Origin of the sequence: Moraxella sp. FZLJ2109 (genome assembly GCF_024296965.1) — a bacterium.
In the GTDB taxonomy this organism is placed as follows: Bacteria; Pseudomonadota; Gammaproteobacteria; order Pseudomonadales; family Moraxellaceae; genus Moraxella.
On record NZ_CP101112.1, the window covers coordinates 960,815 to 977,573 of the forward strand.

Annotated in this window: 13 protein-coding genes; 6 read left to right on the forward strand and 7 right to left on the reverse strand. The window is 45.4% G+C overall.

From position 1 onward, the window contains the following. Positions 1-240: 240 nt before the first annotated feature. The 7 genes from ribD to rpmH all read right to left on the reverse strand — a co-directional run bounded on the left by ribD (position 241) and on the right by rpmH (position 6,326). Positions 241-1,281 carry a bifunctional diaminohydroxyphosphoribosylaminopyrimidine deaminase/5-amino-6-(5-phosphoribosylamino)uracil reductase RibD gene (gene ribD, locus NKU06_RS04390; RefSeq protein ID WP_254729053.1) on the reverse strand — a complete coding sequence of 347 codons (1,041 nt, stop codon included), beginning with the start codon at positions 1,279-1,281 and terminating at the stop codon, positions 241-243. After that, on the reverse strand, positions 1,278-1,754 hold the full coding sequence (gene nrdR, locus NKU06_RS04395) for a transcriptional regulator NrdR (protein ID WP_253224577.1): 477 nt from the start codon (positions 1,752-1,754) through the stop codon (positions 1,278-1,280). The genes ribD and nrdR overlap by 4 nt, the downstream gene beginning before the upstream one ends. Positions 1,755-1,918: 164 nt before the next feature. After that, complete coding sequence (gene mnmE / locus NKU06_RS04400) at positions 1,919-3,316, reverse strand: tRNA uridine-5-carboxymethylaminomethyl(34) synthesis GTPase MnmE (RefSeq protein WP_254729055.1); 1,398 nt, start codon at positions 3,314-3,316, stop codon at positions 1,919-1,921. A gap of 144 nt (positions 3,317-3,460) precedes the next feature. Beyond that, on the reverse strand, positions 3,461-5,089 hold the full coding sequence (gene yidC, locus NKU06_RS04405) for a membrane protein insertase YidC (protein WP_254729057.1): 1,629 nt from the start codon (positions 5,087-5,089) through the stop codon (positions 3,461-3,463). Positions 5,090-5,251: 162 nt separating this feature from the next. Further along, on the reverse strand, positions 5,252-5,578 hold the full coding sequence (gene yidD, locus NKU06_RS04410) for a membrane protein insertion efficiency factor YidD (RefSeq protein ID WP_254729059.1): 327 nt from the start codon (positions 5,576-5,578) through the stop codon (positions 5,252-5,254). A gap of 29 nt (positions 5,579-5,607) precedes the next feature. Then, positions 5,608-5,976, reverse strand: coding sequence for a ribonuclease P protein component (rnpA, locus tag NKU06_RS04415; RefSeq protein ID WP_254729061.1), 369 nt, complete (start codon positions 5,974-5,976; stop codon positions 5,608-5,610). A 215-nt stretch (positions 5,977-6,191) separates the two neighbouring features. Continuing rightward, entirely contained in the window at positions 6,192-6,326 is a 135-nt protein-coding gene (gene rpmH, locus NKU06_RS04420; protein WP_003662232.1) for a 50S ribosomal protein L34, read from the reverse strand. Positions 6,327-7,083: 757 nt separating this feature from the next. Between rpmH and dnaA the strand changes: the two genes are divergently transcribed. From dnaA to NKU06_RS04450, 6 genes are all read left to right on the forward strand, one after another. Further along, a complete protein-coding gene (dnaA, locus tag NKU06_RS04425) occupies positions 7,084-8,466 on the forward strand; it encodes a chromosomal replication initiator protein DnaA (RefSeq protein ID WP_254729063.1) in 1,383 nt (460 codons plus the stop codon). 30 nt (positions 8,467-8,496) lie between these two features. Beyond that, positions 8,497-9,654, forward strand: a complete 1,158-nt coding sequence (dnaN, locus tag NKU06_RS04430) for a DNA polymerase III subunit beta (protein WP_254729065.1) — start codon at positions 8,497-8,499, stop codon at positions 9,652-9,654. A gap of 24 nt (positions 9,655-9,678) precedes the next feature. Continuing rightward, positions 9,679-10,905 (forward strand): DNA replication/repair protein RecF, encoded by a 1,227-nt coding sequence (locus tag NKU06_RS04435; RefSeq protein ID WP_254729067.1) that lies wholly within the window; start codon positions 9,679-9,681, stop codon positions 10,903-10,905. 218 nt (positions 10,906-11,123) lie between these two features. Continuing rightward, on the forward strand, positions 11,124-13,583 hold the full coding sequence (gene gyrB / locus NKU06_RS04440; protein ID WP_254732147.1) for a DNA topoisomerase (ATP-hydrolyzing) subunit B: 2,460 nt from the start codon (positions 11,124-11,126) through the stop codon (positions 13,581-13,583). 131 nt (positions 13,584-13,714) lie between these two features. Continuing rightward, positions 13,715-15,274, forward strand: coding sequence for a glutamine-hydrolyzing GMP synthase (gene guaA / locus NKU06_RS04445; RefSeq protein ID WP_254729069.1), 1,560 nt, complete (start codon positions 13,715-13,717; stop codon positions 15,272-15,274). Between the two features lie 181 nt (positions 15,275-15,455). Beyond that, positions 15,456-16,634: an esterase-like activity of phytase family protein gene (locus tag NKU06_RS04450; RefSeq protein ID WP_254732149.1), complete on the forward strand. Its 1,179-nt coding sequence runs from the start codon at positions 15,456-15,458 to the stop codon at positions 16,632-16,634. Positions 16,635-16,759: the final 125 nt, after the last annotated feature.

The window sequence follows — 16,759 nt, forward strand, 5'->3', positions numbered from 1 at the left end:
AAGCAATTTGGCAAAATCTAAGTTATCCACAGGGATTTATAAAATACTTCTGCGAGATAAATTTTATATAAAATCATTAAAAATCAATATTTTATGATAAAAATTAACTCATCAAATCATATGGTTTTAGCAGTTATCCACAGTTTCACATGAAACATTTTAAGCCTTTCATTTGTCTAATTTTCATACAAATCAAGCTGTGGATAACTTGTTTTATTGCCAAATCTACTATACAGTCAATTAAGCTAATTTATGGTAAATTTGGCGAATGTCCGTACCAATTTTATCAACAGACACAAGCTCAAATCGCTTTTGTTCTGCCAAAGTTTCAAGCGTAAAATCAAACATCGGTCTGGCATCTGCACCCAAAATACAAGGCGCTTGATAAACAATCAGCTCATCGACCAAATCAGCAGCAATGAACGCGCCAGATAGTCGTGCACCTGCTTCAACTAGCACATCATAGCACTGATGCTCTTTGACCAAAGTCGTCAGAAGCTCCGTCAAATCCCCTTGCCAAATCAGCGTATCAGCTCGCTTACAGACTTGATAATCATTGGGCTTCTGTAGCTGTCCTGCGCGATCGACGACGATGATTTTTGGCTGTGGAATGGTATCTATCGGCACGCCAAGTGATGGACTGCGCACATTTAGACTTGGATCATCAGCCATCACTGTGCCGCTGCCTGTGATGATCGCTGCGCTTTTGGCACGCAGTCGCTGCACATCTTCGCGCGCTGCATCGCTTGTGATCCACTTCGACTCGCCCGATCCCATCGCCGTGCGACCATCAAGGCTTGCGCCAACTTTCAGCCGCACATAAGGCATACCTGTCGCCATCGCCTTTAAAAATCCTGCATTCAAGGCGCGCGCTTGTGCTTCACAAACTCCGACAACAACTTCGATACCTGCGGCTGTCAGCTTTGCTACGCCATTGCCCGCGACCTTTGGATTGCTGTCAAGACAGGCGATCACCACTTTGGCGACGCGTGCAGCGATTAGTGCATCAGCACATGGCGGCGTGCGCCCCCTATGACTGCACGGCTCAAGCGTGACATAGGCGGTCGCACCTGCAATGTCATGGCCGCACGCAGTCGCATTCTGCATGGCGTAAATCTCAGCATGGCGAAGTCCCGCCCTGGGGTGATGACCCGCACCAATCACCTTGCCGTCTTTGACCAACACACAGCCGACTGCAGGATTCGGACGCGTGGTGAACTCGCCTTTTTTCGCTTCGGCGATGGCAAGCGTCATATAATACACATCAGTCGACTGCATCATGATTCATCCATCTGCGCAGCATTAGCTGGAGTGATTTTATCAAGCTCAGCGCGAAACTCGCTGATGTCCTGAAAGTCGCGATACACGCTGGCAAAGCGAACATACGCCACATCGTCCAGCGCCTTAAGTTCACTCATCACGATCTCACCAAGCTTCTTGCTGGTTACTTCGCGCTCGCCAGTCTTGCGCACCGCTTGCTCGATACGGCTGATGGTCGCTTCGATCTCATCGGCGCTGATGGGGCGCTTTTGTAGCGGTAGGGCGATCGAACGGCGTAATTTGGCCTGATCATAAGGCTCAACGCGTCCACTGGATTTGACGATACGCGGCATCACCACTTCATAAATCTCAAAAGTCACAAATCGCTCGCCGCAGGACACACACTGACGACGACGACGAACTTGCGCCCCTTCTGCCGCCAGACGCGAATCGATCACTTTGGTATCTTCATCATTACAAAATGGGCAGTGCATATCAACCTCATTTATTTTTTTAATTTTTTAAAAATTTTTATCAAATGGCAAAATTTATCGTGATTTGATTAATTTTGATCTATTAGAAAATTTGTGGTAATTGCTGATAAATTTGGATTGGATATTACTTTTATCAACCGACAAATTTTTCTATCATACTCACCTTATTTGCCAATACAAAAGCTTGAGAAAATTTTACCCAATAATTCATCGGCGCTCATCTGCCCTGTGATCTCACCTAAAGCTTGTTGGGACAATCTTAGGCTGTCCGCCACCAACTCCCCAGCATGATACACTGTCAGCTGCTCAAGCGCTTCTAAGGTAAATGCTTTAGCGCGCTTTAGGGCATCAATGTGACGCGTGCGTGCGATCAGACTATTTTCTGGTGGATGAAAGCCCACTTTATCACTCAGCACTTGTACCAGTGTATCAATACCATAAGATGTTTCACATGAAACATGGACAATTTTTGGTGTATCATTTGTTTCATGTGAAACACCTGCTTCAGGCAAAGCGTCCAGCAAATCGCATTTATTAGCAACCATGATCAGCTTTTGGCGGATAATCTCACCCATCTCGGTATCCAATTCAGCAGCGAACAGCTCATGCGCCAAGGCAAGCGGATCATGCTCGGTATTAACATCATAGACCATCAGCAGTACATCGGCTTTTTTAATAGCATCAAACGCGCGCGCAATACCGATTTGCTCAACCTTATCTACCGTATCACGAAGCCCTGCAGTGTCCGTCAAATGCACGGTCAAGCCACCCAATACCAAAGTCTCTTCGAGCGTATCGCGTGTCGTCCCTGCGATGTCCGTGACGATGGCGCGCTCCGTGCCGGATAAGCGGTTTAGTAGGCTTGATTTGCCTGCATTGGGCTTACCTGCCAGCACCACATGCACACCATCGCGAAGCAGCTGTCCTTGCTTGGCAGTATCCAAAATCGCATCAATGCCACCAAGCACCGAATTGATCTTGGACTCGATCACACCATCACCCAAAAAATCCACATCTTCTTCATCAGGAAAGTCAATCGCCGCTTCGACATATAGACGCAAATGCGTCAGCTCATCCACCAAGTGATTGATTTTGTGGGAAAATTCCCCAGTCAGTGAGCGAATGGCACTGCTGGCTTGAGCGGTGGAAGTGGCAGCGATGGCATCGCTGATGGCTTCAGCTTGCACCAAATCCATCTTGTCATTTTCAAAGGCGCGATAAGAAAACTCACCCGCCGTCGCTTGGCGCGCACCAAGCTCAAACACGCGCGCCAGCAGCATATTTTGTAACACCATGCCGCCATGTCCCTGCAGCTCCACCACATCTTCACCAGTGAATGAATGTGGTGCTTTAAAATAAATCACCACCCCTTCATCAATGATGCCGTCTATCCCATAAAAGCCGCCAAAATGTGCCATGCGCGGCGTTAGATGATCGCGGCGCGTGATGGCGCAACCAATCTCATAAGCTGCCTTACCCGACAGGCGAATGACGCCCACACCCCCTTGTCCAATGGGTGTGGCGATGGCGGCAATGGTGGGCAGTTGGGTCGATGTGTTCATGGTATGAATATTGCTATTTTAAGATAAATTTAGTTTAACCTTTTATTGTATCACTTTCGTATTAAAAATGGCAAAATTTCCCCACCATCAAGCCAAGAAAAATCCCACCAAGTCAGACTTGATGGGATTGGATGCTTAGTTTAATCAGCTTTCGCGCGCTTGCATTTGCTTTTCTACACGCTTATTGACGATATGCTGATGCGTCATACTAAATAGGTTATTCACCGTCCAGTACAGCACAAGACCTGCCGGGAACCACAGCATGAATACCGCAAAGACCACAGGCAAGATTTTCATCATTTTCGCCTGCATTGGATCGGTCGGTTGTGGGTTTAGCAGCTGCTGTACAAACATGGTCACACCCATGAAAATCGGCAAAATAAACCACGGATCCATCGCTGATAGGTCGGTAATCCAGCCCATCCACGGCGCGTGACGCAGCTCCACCGACTCTACCAACACCCAGTACAAGGCTAGGAAAATCGGCATCTGAATCAAAATCGGCAAGCAGCCTGCCATCGGATTGACTTTCTCGTCACGATACAGCTGCATCATCTCTTGGCTCATCGCCATACGATCATCGCCATGCTTGTCTTTTAAAGCTTGTAGCTTTGGTGCGATGGCGCGCATTTTCGCCATCGACATATAGCTTTTGTTTGACAGCCAAAACAGTGCAACTTTAACAATCAAAGTCAGCACGATGATTGACCAGCCCCAGTTGCCGATGAATTTATGGATATTTTCAAGGATGGCAAACAGTACTTTTGAGATCGGCCATAATAGACCATAATCCACCGTTTGGTTCAAGCCTTCAGCCACTGGCGCAAGTTCTTTTTGCACTTTTGGACCTGCGTACAAGGTGCTGTCAAGCTCAATTTGCTTACCATTTGCCACGGCGACAGCAGTCTTATAACCGATGTAGTTTTCGGTGGCGGTGCTGCGGCTAAAGAAAGTCGCGGTGTAATTTTTTGGCGTCCACGCAGAGACAAAATAATGCTGCACCACACCAACCCAGCCTTTGTCACTTGAGACATTCAGCTCGCCATCATTAAAATTGCCAAATTTAAGCTTATTATACGGCTCATCTGGCGTACCCCAAGCACCACCCAGATAAGTCGCCATGCTCATCATGCCTTTATTTTCAACACCTGGATCGCTGCTGTTATCGCGTTTTAGCTGCGTATAAGCTTCACCTTGCCAATCCCTGCCTGAAGTATTGCTGATGATTTGCTTGACGCCGATCGGGTATTGACCCTTGGTAAAGGTGTAGATTTTGGTGACCTTCACGCCATTATTTTCATAAGTCAATGGCACGGTTAGGGCATCACCCGTCATCTCATAGCTTGTCGCATCCGCTTGGTACTTGGCGCGGCCTGCGGTGCTGTCCACACCATCGCCAACCACCATGGTCTGAGCCACATAAGTGTGCGCTGTGTCGCTTTCTAGCAATACAAACGGATCACTGCCATCTTTGGTGGCTGGATACTGCTTTAATGCCGTATAGACAATATCACCACCATTTAGGTCAATCTTGATGTCGTGGCGGTCGGTTGAGACGCTGACAAGTTGACTTGTGGCGGCAGTGGCAACAGGCGTACCCGCCACCGCTGGCACATCGCCACTGGTTGCCGATGGCACATCACTGACTGACTGTGTCGCCACAGGCTGCGTGGTTGCAGGCTTGCCCGCATAATCATCACGCCACGCAAGCACCAGCAAATAGGCGGTGATCAGCATCGCAATGATGATCAAAATCCGAAGAATTTTTTGCATAGTTATCAATCCTAACTCTACCTAGACGCCACAAACCCAAGGTTCATAGGTCAAAATCCAAAAATCTTGTGAACAAACCCTTTATTTTACTAGACTTATGCTAAAAATCCTAGAAAATATTGCTAAAAGTTTGATTTTTTGGGGAAAATTGTCAAAAATCACTCACGCACTGTGATGACACAAATAATGATTGAGCAAATCAGCATAAAACATTGGCTCATCATAGACCATGTGTGGCTTGATGTTACTTGGTACAAAATACAAGCGATACAAAGGCACAGGCACAAAATCAATGCCTGACCCACCCCAAGGATGGCAACTTGCCACACGCCGAATCAGCATCGGCAGACCACGGCGCACCCCATGCCACAGTAGTGCTTGCCTACCATAAGCCGAACAAGTGGGGTAATAGCGACAGCGCGGCGCCATCATTGGGCTGATATAACGCTGATATAGGTAAATAAACCCAAGCAGTAGTTTTTTTAACATTTCTTATCAATAAGAAAAATTAGGGATTTTTACTTTGAGAATTGTTTGTTAATTTTATTAAATAATTGAGCAACTTCATCAGTGATGTCAAACTCACGATCGTAGCTGACTTTGACGATCAGCACCACATCGATCGGTATAAGAGCGGGACAATGATGGCGAAATGCTTCACGCGTGATGCGCTTAATACGGTTGCGATCGACCGCCTTTTTGAGTTTCTTTTTGGTGATGGCAAGCCCTAAGCGCGCTGATGACTTATCGGATTTTCCAATAAATGCCAATAAATGTGGTGTGTGAATTTTTTTGATCGGTGCATCAAACACCGTTTTGAACTCATCTGGGCGCAAAAGACGCTGGGATTTATCAAAGCCAAAATTCACAGGTTTGGTTATAGACACTGAAGTATCAGATGTAGAAAAATTGGTATCAGTCATGGTAAATTACAAGAGAAATAATAAGGATTGTAGCACTAAACGAATGAATTGTTGTTAAAATTTTTGCAGTCATTTGACTTTTGATGGCAATCTTACAACGCACCAAGCAATGATTAAAAAAATCTGGACACAAAAAAGCACCGACAGTGCGGTGCTTTTGGATTTGGCTGTAATTTACATTACACAGTCAAACGATGACGGCCTTTGGCACGACGGCGAGCCAAAACTTGGCGGCCTTTTTTGGTTGCCATACGAGCACGGAAACCGTGAGTACGCTTGCGCTTTAAAACGCTTGGTTGAAATGTACGTTTCATAAGTCACCTTAAGATGTCTAGCATTACAAAATCTGTAATGACTTGAGTGTCGGCAGTAGCCAAAAAGCCACCAAACGACCAATTTACAATTAACTAGTTAATGGTTTTTGTGATAAAATCAGCAAAAAACTTTCCAATCATATCAAAATAGATAAACAAAGTCAAGTCTTTCACAGAACTCATCAAGATTAGGTCCTTGGTAGGTCTTGGTGACTGTGATTAAATTTCACCAGATTTTTTTATATTAATCAGATCAATCGCTTACAAAGAAATTGTTTTTTTGGTGTCAAAAATCGCTGTTTTACTCAAATGATAGGGCTGTTATAATGGCGTATGACAAGCGGATTACAAAAAAGTTATCCACAGATTTTTACTTGTCTTATTTTATATAAATAAAAAATAATATAATAATAATAAGGTGGTAGATTTTTTGTGGATAACCAATATTTTATGATTAAAATCAGTAAGTTATACTGTGGAAAAATATGTTAATAATCTGTTTGTAAAATGTGGAAAACTGGGTGATTTTAGTTATCCACAGTCTTATCCATAAAGTTATCCACAAAAAATAATGCTTGAAATTTGGGCGAAATGTGGTAGTATTTGTCCCATATTTGGATCAGGGGCGCAAAGTCTCTGGTGTCATATTTTCATTTTTATACTGAGTAAATTTAATTATTTTTTAATTAGGGTATTGTGCTGTTGATGAATGGCGCAGTGGTTGCGTCATTTTTTGGATTGCTGGGTAGGTTGGGTCATGAGTTTGTTTGCCGATGAATTTAGTCAAAGCGTGTCAGAGCATGCTGATGGCAGCCAGGTGTGGCAACAGTGCTTGGCTGACTTGCAGATGGAGCTGCAAGAAAAAGACTACCGCCAATGGATCACGCCACTGCGTCCGCAGCTGGATGATGGCGTGCTGATTTTACTTGCGCCAAATGCGATTTTTGTCAATCATGTCAATAGCTATTTGGCACGCATCAAGGCATTGGTAACTGCTTATGGTCAGGGTGCGATCAGTGATGTGCGTGTGGAGATGGTGGTCAGCACCACACCAAGTACTAAGGCAAAACCAAAAGCTGCCGCGCGCACCAAGACATCGACAGCAGTCGTTGAAAGCTTGTCAATTGATCCGACCTTTACCTTTGATGGCTTTGTCAAGGGGCGCGCCAATCAAGATGCGTACAATGCGTGTAATGAGCTGTCCAAAAAAGACAGCAAGTACAACTATGGTCCGATTTTTATTTATGGTTCATCAGGGCTTGGCAAGACGCACCTGATGCATGCCATGGCGCATCGCTACCAAAAATACGGCAAATCGTTTTTTTATTTCACCAAAGAGCATTTTTATAGCACGACGCTCAAAGCGGTGGTCAATGATAAGATTGATAAATTTAAAAAAGAGATTTGCGCCGCAGATTTGTTGATCATCGATGACATGCACATGTACGATGGCAAAAAAGCACCAAAAGTCACTGAGATTTTAATGACTTTGTTCGAGCATTTTTCTCAGCCTGGTAAGCAGGTGGTGATGGCGTCGAATCGTCCGCCGTCGCAGATGACTAATTTTGATGATCGTAGTATTTCACGCTTATCAGGTGGTTTATCCTTGGCTATTTTACCGCCTGATATGGAGATGCGTGTACAGATTTTGGAGAAAAAGGCGAGTCTATTACAGATTGATCTGCCCAGAGATTGCGCAATTTTTATGGCGCAAAACTTACCGCCTGATGTGCGTGGTCTTGAAGGCGCGCTTAAAAATGTGCGTATGTCTGCTGATTTAAAAGGCGTGCCTGTCACCATGGCACTGGTGCGTGATGCCATTCGCGATCAAGTGCAATCGCGCGCCCGTGCTTTGAATGCTGAGAGTATTCGTGATTTGGTGGCGGAATTTTATGAGATTTCACCCAAAGATCTGATGGGTAAAAAGCGCGCGCGCAATATTGCCCGTCCACGCCAAATGGCGATGGCGCTGATCCGTGAAGTGACGCGCGACAGCTTTCCTGAGATCGGGCAGGTGTTTGGTGGACGTGATCATACGACCGTGATGCACGCGTGCGAGAAGATTGAAGAGCTGAAAATGACCGATCCTAGCATCGAAACGGATTATCATAAGCTAAAGATGATGTTAGAATACGCGTAAGAATTAACCTTAGAAAAACAGTGAGTGTGTATGAAATTATCCATCAATCGTGAGCTATTGATCAAGGCGATCAATTTGGTGGTGAAGGCGGCTGATAAGCGCCATCGCTTTGTTATTTTGGGTAATATCAAGCTGGTTTTGGATCAGCAAAGTCTGACTTTGACTGCGTCGGATTTGGAGCTTGAGCTGACCACGCGCTTTGAGATTCCTGAAGGTGCGTGCTTGCAAGCAGGCTCAACGACGCTGCCTGCCGAGATGTTTTTTAATATCTGTAAATCACTGTCTGAAGAGATGATCACCATCGATGCGCCAGAAGGGACGACGCGCTGTTTGATCACCAGTGGCAAAGGCAAATACACGCTAAGCAGCCTGCCCGCGCAGGATTTCCCAAGCATCGGCACAGCAAGCGCATCTAATATCATCAAGATCACCCAAGGTGATTTGACAAGCCTGATTCATCATACGCGTTTTGCGATGGCGACCCAAGATGTGCGCCATTATCTGACAGGTATGCTGTTTGAGATCCAAGATAATAAATTGACTGCGGTGGCAACCGATGGTCATCGCTTGGCGGTGGCACATCGCGTGCTTTCAGAAAATTATGAAACCAGTCAGATGATTATTCCAGGTAAGGCGGTGCTTGAGCTTGAGCGTCTATTGCTTGAGCTTGCTAAGACCAATGACGATACTGAAGTGGTGGAATTGGGCTTTGATGGCGAGTTTTTGCAAGTGGGCTTGGTGCTGAGCGATACCGAAACGCACAGTCAGCTGGTGGTTAGTCTATCGGCGCGCTTGATCGAAGGTAAATTCCCTGATTATCGCCGCGTCTTGCCGACTAATAATGATAAGATCGCACAATTTGACAAAGAAGCAGCGGTCGATGTACTGCGCCGCATTTCGGTGTTAAATAGCAAAGAAGCACCAGGGGTGCTGCTTGAGTTCGATCAAGCTGAAGTTTGTAAAGTTGGCGTAAATAATCGTGACCAAGGCGAAGCTGAAGAATTGCTGGCCGTGTCCTATCAAGGCACGCCGATTGAATTGTCATTTAATGAATCCTATCTGCGTGCGGTCTTAGGCGTGCTTGATGGACGCATTCAACTTGAGATGAATCAGCCAAGCACACCTGCTTTGATCCATCAAATCGGTGATGAGCTGCATCAATATGTCATCATGCCGATGCGCGTCTGATGTGTGCCTGTGTGGGTTTAGGGCATGATTGAGCGTCTGAGTATCCATCATTTTCGCAATCTGGGGCAGGTGAATCTTTCACTTGCCCGTTGTAATTTGGTGGTCGGTGAAAATGGCAGTGGCAAGACTTCTTTATTAGAATCGGTGTTTTTGCTGTCACGCGGGCGCAGTTTTCGCCATCATGAGCCGCGTCGTTACATCAGTCATCACAAGGATAACTGTGTGGTGTGGGCAAGTACAAACTTCGGTGAAACTGCCAGCATCGCCATCAAAAAACAGCTGGACACCCAAGGTAAAAGCGATACGCAGATTCGCATGAATCAGCTGCCCTTGCCATCACAAAGTGCACTCAGTTTTCATCTGCCGACGCTATTGATCGATCCGTCAAGCATGAGTCTATTGGATGAAGGTAGTAGTAATCGCCGTCAGCTGATCGATTGGTTGGCGTTTCATGTGAAACCTGATTTTTATCAAGCGTGGCTCAATTATCAGCGACTGCTCAAGCAGCGAAACAGCCTACTTAAGCAGCGTGGCATTCGCCAAAGATTGGCAGAGCTGACCGCGTGGGATGGGCAATTGTCCTTGTATGCCGAGCAGATTGATGTTTGTCGCAGGCAGATGTTTGATCAGTGGCAGTTACACTTTGCCAATATGCTGGGTAAATTATTGCCAGATTATCAAGATAAGCTACACTTAAGCTATCATGCAGGATTTGACAGCAGTCAGTCTTTGCAAGCGATTTTATCCGCGCGTACGATGGCGGACATTGAGCTTGGCTATACGCGCGTAGGTGTGCATCGTGCTGATGTCTTGGTGCTGATGACAATGTCAGCAGCGGATGAAGCGGCACAAACCGAAGCGGCAACCCACATCTTATCACGCGGTGAAAAAAAGCTACTCATCACTGCACTGCGGTTATCGCAATTGACTTTGGTCTGTGAAATGATCACACAGCAAAGCGATCAATCCGCCGCGGTAACGCACCTAATTAACCCACCGACTGTACTGATCGATGACATCGATGCTGAGCTTGATGCGCAGGCGATCGATGTGTTATTAGATGCGGTATTATCCCTGCCTTGTCAGATCATCATCACAAGCTTACATGATGATCTTCATACTGTTATTCAACAAAAACTTAAAAATCAACTTCAGCAATCACTGCTCGATACCACCACTGATCTCCCTGCTGTAGCGATGAATAGCTATCAGATGTTTCATGTGAAACAGGGTGAGTTTGTCGCTGTATAAACCGTCATATTTCCACTCATGCCACCACCTATCTTATTTACCAAAATCTTACCAAAGTGATGATACATATTCTTGTGATTACTCGTGTCAAATACCCTGCGTCAAAGATGACTTTTGATAAAAAAAATGCTATAATAAACGCTAATTTTATCAAAAGAATTTGGGTAGAAATCACCCCCAAAAAATGCCCTTGGAAGGATTGATTTATCATGACTGAGATCACCAACGAAAACCACAATACTGGCGGCAGCGAAGAATATACCGCCAAAAATGTCCGAGTCCTGCGCGGCTTGGAAGCGGTGCGCGTCCGCCCAGGGATGTACATTGGTGATACCGATGATGGCACAGGTTTGCACCATATGGTGTTTGAAGTCGTGGATAATGCCATCGATGAAGCGCTGGCAGGTCATTGTGATGAGATCAATATCATCGTTCATGATGATGAGTCGGTGTCGGTGATGGATAATGGTCGCGGCATTCCTGTGGATATCCACCCTGAAGAAGGTGTATCGGCAGCTGAAGTGATCATGACGGTGTTGCACGCAGGCGGTAAGTTTGATGATAATTCTTACAAGGTCTCAGGCGGTCTGCATGGTGTGGGTGTGTCGGTGGTCAATGCCCTATCCAAAAAACTGGTGCTCAACATCTGGCGTGATGGTTATGCGCACAGCCAAAGCTATACCGATGGCGTGGCAGATGCGCCGCTTACCAAGCTTGAGCCATCGACGCAGACAGGCACGCAGGTACGCTTTTATCCAAGCTTTGAGATTTTTAAGGGTGTGACCACTTTTGATTATGACATCCTTGCTAAGCGTCTGCGCGAATTGTCATTTCTAAATTCTGGCGTGCGCATCGTGCTGACTGATGAGCGCACAGGGGTCAGCCAAGTGTTTGAGCATAAGGGCGGCTTGTCAGAATTTGTCAGCTATATCAATGGCGGCAAGCAAACCCTAAACGACATTTTTCATTTCACGGCAGATGGCGCAGATGGCATTGGTGTTGAAGTGGCGCTGCAATGGTCGGACAGCTATAACGAAAAAGTGCTGTGCTTTACCAATAACATTCCACAAAAAGACGGCGGCACGCATTTATCAGGTTTTCGCTCAGCCTTGACGCGCTGCTTGAACCATTATATGGAATCTGAGAATTTAACCAAAAAAGAAAAAGTGCAAGTCACAGGCGATGATGCGCGCGAAGGCTTGATGGCGATCATTTCTGTCAAAGTACCAGATCCAAAATTCAGCTCGCAGACCAAGGATAAGCTGGTCTCAAGTGAAGTTAAATCTGTGGTTGAGACCACGATGCACGAACGCTTGTCAGAATACCTATTGGAAAATCCAACCGCTGCCAAGTCAATCGCCGCCAAAATCATCGATGCGGCGCGTGCGCGTGATGCGGCGCGTAAGGCGCGTGAGATGACGCGTCGCAAGAGTTCGTTGGATATTGCAGGTCTGCCGGGTAAATTGGCGGATTGTCAAGAAAAAGATCCGGCTTTATCAGAATTATTCATTGTCGAGGGTGACTCGGCGGGCGGCTCTGCTAAACAAGGGCGCAACCGCAAGATGCAGGCGATTTTGCCTTTGAAAGGTAAGATTTTGAATGTTGAGCGCGCGCGATTTGACAAGATGCTGTCATCCGCTGAAGTCGGCACGCTGATCACTGCGCTTGGCACAGGTATCGGTCCTGATGAGTACAATCCAGATAAGCTACGCTATCACAAAATCGTCATCATGACTGACGCTGATGTCGATGGTTCGCACATCCGCACCTTACTTTTGACATTCTTTTTCCGTCAAATGCCTGAGCTGATTGAGCGTGGGCACATTTATATCGCGCAGCCGCCATTGTATAAGGTCAAACGCGGCAAGCAAGAAGTGTATCTTAAAGACGCTGAAGCATTGGATGCGTACTTGCTGTCATCGACCATTGATGATCATTCGCTGTTTTTGAGCGCGGATACGCCTGCGGTGACGGGATTGGCTTTAGAAAAGCTGCTCAATGCCTATAGCCAAAGCCAAGTGGTGAAAAATCGCTTGCAAAGCAAATACCCTGCTGAGCTGCTTGATGCTTTGACTTTTGTACCGAAATTTGACACCGTAAGCATTCATGATAAAGCTGCGGTACAAGCTTGGGCGGATGCGCTACAAGCCAAGCTTAGCACAATTGCACCAAAGCTTGAGCCAAAGATTGAGCTTGTCGAGATGACAGGTGTCGATGGCAAAAACAGTCAAGACACCGGTCAGTGGCTGCCGCGCATTACCATTTATCAGCATCGCTTGCCACATCAATATCTGCTGGATTTGGGCTTTATGGCGTCGTCAGATTATGCGCGCCTATTGCGTCTGTCGGGCGAGTGGAATACTGTGCTTGGCGAAGATGCTTATCTAAGACGCGGCGATAAAGATTTGGCGATTCGTGATTTTCACCACCTGTGGGATCAGTTGATGCTGGCAGCGCGCCGTGGTGTTGATGTGCAGCGTTATAAGGGCTTGGGTGAGATGAACAAAGAGCAGCTATGGGAGACCACTATGGATCCTGAAAATCGCCGTATGCTCAAAATCACCATCGAAGACGCTATCAAAGCCGATCATCTGTTCAGCTGTCTGATGGGTGATGATGTCGAGCCACGCCGTATCTTTATTGAAGAAAATGCTCTGAATGCAGATATTGATGCGTGATTTTGTTGCCCAGTGTCTTGCTGGGCAATGTTGTATTGATCGCCGATATATTTGCAAGAGTATATTTAATAACTGATTGAAATTTATTATTATTTTTAATTTTTTAAAATTGATCACTTGTAGGAAAACCCATGACCAGCATCACCCAAGACCGCATTCTTATCCTAGATTTTGGCTCACAATACAGCCAACTCATCGCCCGCCGAGTGCGTGAAGCAGGCGTTTACTCTGAAATGTACGCCTATGATATGTCAATCGAGGACATCAAAGCCTTTAATCCCAAAGGTATTATCTTATCAGGGGGGCCTGAAAGTGTGCATGAAGTAGGCTCACCACGCGCACCAGAAATCGTCTTTAATTTGGGCGTGCCTGTACTGGGCATTTGCTACGGCTTTCAGACCATGGCTGAGCAATTAGGCGGAAAAGTAGAAGCTGGTGTCGTACATGAATTTGGTTATGCCGAGATTAATATCAGTCATCAAGACAGCTTACTTAGCAAAGTGGGCGATGACAAAAATCAATCACAAGTATGGATGAGTCATGGCGATAAAGTCGTCAAATTACCTGACGGATTTACCGTAACATCTTCCACGCCAAGCTGTCCGTATGCGTCTGCTAGCGATGAAAATCGCAAATTTTATGGCGTACAATTTCACCCAGAAGTTACCCACACCGCCAAAGGCACAGAACTGATTTCAAACTTTGTACATATCATTTGCGGTTGTGGTAATGCGTGGAATTCTGAAAATATCATCGAATTGCGCATTAAACAACTTCAAGAACAAATTGGCGACCAAAAAGTCTTACTTGGCTTGTCAGGTGGGGTAGATAGCTCGGTGGTGGCTGCCCTGTTGCACCGTGCGATTGGCGACCAACTTACCTGCGTATTTGTGGACAATGGCTTACTTCGTCTTAATGAAGGCGACCAAGTCATGCAAATGTTTGCCGAAAATATGGGTATTCGTGTAATTCGTGCAGATGCGGAAAATCGCTTTTTGACCGCTTTGGCAGGTGTTACCGACCCTGAAGCCAAACGCAAAATTATCGGGCGTGAATTTATTGAAGTTTTTGCCGAAGAAGCTCGTAAATTGGATGGTGTAAAATTCTTAGCACAAGGAACGATTTACCCAGATGTGATTGAGTCAGCAGCCAGCAAACAAGGTAAAGCTCATGTGATTAAATCCCATCATAATGTGGGCGGATTACCTGATGATTTGGCGTTTGAATTGGTTGAGCCATTGCGTGATTTATTTAAAGATGAAGTGCGTAAACTTGGCGTGGCACTTGGTATTCCACATCATATGATTTATCGTCATCCATTCCCAGGCCCGGGTTTAGGTGTGCGTATTTTAGGCGAAGTGAAAAAAGAATATGCTGATATTTTGCGCCTTGCCGATGATATTTTTATGCAGGAGTTGCGTGCGTCTGGCTGGTATGATAAGACCGCTCAAGCCTTTGCGGTGTTCCAACCTGTAAAATCAGTCGGCGTGGTCGGAGATGGTCGCCGTTATGCGTGGGTGATTGCCCTCAGAGCAGTGGAAACGGTGGATTTTATGACCGCTCGTTTTGCTCATTTGCCATATGAATTGGTGGATAAAATCTCAACGCGTATTATGAATGAAATCAAAGATGTATCTCGCGTGGTCTATGATGTGAGTAGTAAACCGCCTGCGACGATTGAGTGGGAATAAGGTTTGTAAAATTGCCCAGTCTTATTGACTGGGCAATTTTTATTGTTAAGTCAATGACTTAAAATTGCCATATGAACGACATGGTTTTGTCATAAATGCCTGTTAAAATATTTGCATCATTAGAATGCAATCCATAAATATCACAGGAGATTTTATGAAAAAGCACATGGCAGTTGGTTTGATGGCGGGCTGTTTGGCAATACCAGCAATGGCAACCACTCCAAAAGCAACATTGACGGGCTTTGCGAAATTGGGTGTTGAGACTTATGCTGATGGTCCAATGTCAGGTAGTGCAGTTAAGGCGGCGAATGGTATTACACCGCCATTTAAAGCACAGCCAGTACAAGGCTTTTCTGGTGCGCTGAAAAACAATGATGGTAGTTATACGGTGCTTGCGGATAATGGCTTTGGAGCTAAGGATAATTCGGCAGATTTTTTGTTGCGACTTTATCAGGTCGCAGTGGATTTTCGCACCCAAGCAGGTGGTACAGGTGAAGTTAAGGTGCTTAATTATGTTCAGCTTAAAGATCCTAATCGCCTGATTCCTTTTGAGATTGTTAATCAAAATTCACCTGATAGACTTTTAACAGGAGCGGATTTTGATCCTGAATCTATTCAGCGTGATGCCGATGGTGGTTATTGGATTGGAGAAGAGTTCGGTCCTTTTTTATTGCATTTTGATAAAGATGGTGTGTTAATTGATGCACCAATTGCTTTGTCCAGTCCTTATCAGACAGGAGAATATCTGCGCTCGCCGCAAAATCCATTGAATACTCAAAGCTCTTCTGCATTGGTACAGCGTAGTGGTGGCTTTGAAGGTATGGCAAAATCCGCTGATGGTAAGTTTTTGTACCCCGTATTAGAAAAACCCTTAACCAATGCCACAGGCAAACAGCTGTTGATATTCCAATTTGATTTGGATAAAAAAGCTTATACTGGCAATTATTATTTGTTTAACTTGGACGAAAAAGCAACAGCAATTGGCGATTTTCAGATGATTGATAATCGTTCGGGGATTTTAATTGAGCGAGATGATAGCGAAAATAAATTAGATGGCTACAAAAAATTGATTCGTATTACGCTAGGATCGTCAGGTCAGACAGTTGCGCGCACTGAATTGGTTAATTTGATGGATATTCATAATCCGCACCGTCTTTATGAACCTGTGCGTGCAGGTGATATAGGCGCAGGTAAGCAATTCGCCTTTCCGTTTTTCACCATTGAAGATGTCATTATTGAAGATGCTACTACGCTCACCGTGCTAAATGATAATAACTTCCCTAGCTCATCGGGGCGTAATGCAAACCTAGCAGATGATAATGAAGTGATTCAGTTGAAGTTAAATCAGCCTATGTATTAATTTTATAAAAGCAAATAAATATCAAGCTGCCAATCATTAAAGAATGGTGGCTTTTTTATCCATTTACCATCCCTAAAAGCAATAATTCAGTAACATTAAATAGCAATTGTTATAAAAATGTCAAA

What these genes read in the sequence shown, in the direction of transcription:
- mnmE (WP_254729055.1), bottom strand. Translation starts at nt 3,316, where the DNA reads ATGAACACATCGACCCAACTGCCCACCATTGCCGCCATCGCCACACCC.
- guaA (WP_254729069.1), top strand. Translation starts at nt 13,715, where the DNA reads ATGACCAGCATCACCCAAGACCGCATTCTTATCCTAGATTTTGGCTCA.
- dnaN (WP_254729065.1), top strand. Translation starts at nt 8,497, where the DNA reads ATGAAATTATCCATCAATCGTGAGCTATTGATCAAGGCGATCAATTTG.
- ribD (WP_254729053.1), bottom strand. Translation starts at nt 1,281, where the DNA reads ATGATGCAGTCGACTGATGTGTATTATATGACGCTTGCCATCGCCGAA.
- dnaA (WP_254729063.1), top strand. Translation starts at nt 7,084, where the DNA reads ATGAGTTTGTTTGCCGATGAATTTAGTCAAAGCGTGTCAGAGCATGCT.
- rpmH (WP_003662232.1), bottom strand. Translation starts at nt 6,326, where the DNA reads ATGAAACGTACATTTCAACCAAGCGTTTTAAAGCGCAAGCGTACTCAC.
- yidC (WP_254729057.1), bottom strand. Translation starts at nt 5,089, where the DNA reads ATGCAAAAAATTCTTCGGATTTTGATCATCATTGCGATGCTGATCACC.
- NKU06_RS04435 (WP_254729067.1), top strand. Translation starts at nt 9,679, where the DNA reads ATGATTGAGCGTCTGAGTATCCATCATTTTCGCAATCTGGGGCAGGTG.
- NKU06_RS04450 (WP_254732149.1), top strand. Translation starts at nt 15,456, where the DNA reads ATGGCGGGCTGTTTGGCAATACCAGCAATGGCAACCACTCCAAAAGCA.
- nrdR (WP_253224577.1), bottom strand. Translation starts at nt 1,754, where the DNA reads ATGCACTGCCCATTTTGTAATGATGAAGATACCAAAGTGATCGATTCG.
- yidD (WP_254729059.1), bottom strand. Translation starts at nt 5,578, where the DNA reads ATGTTAAAAAAACTACTGCTTGGGTTTATTTACCTATATCAGCGTTAT.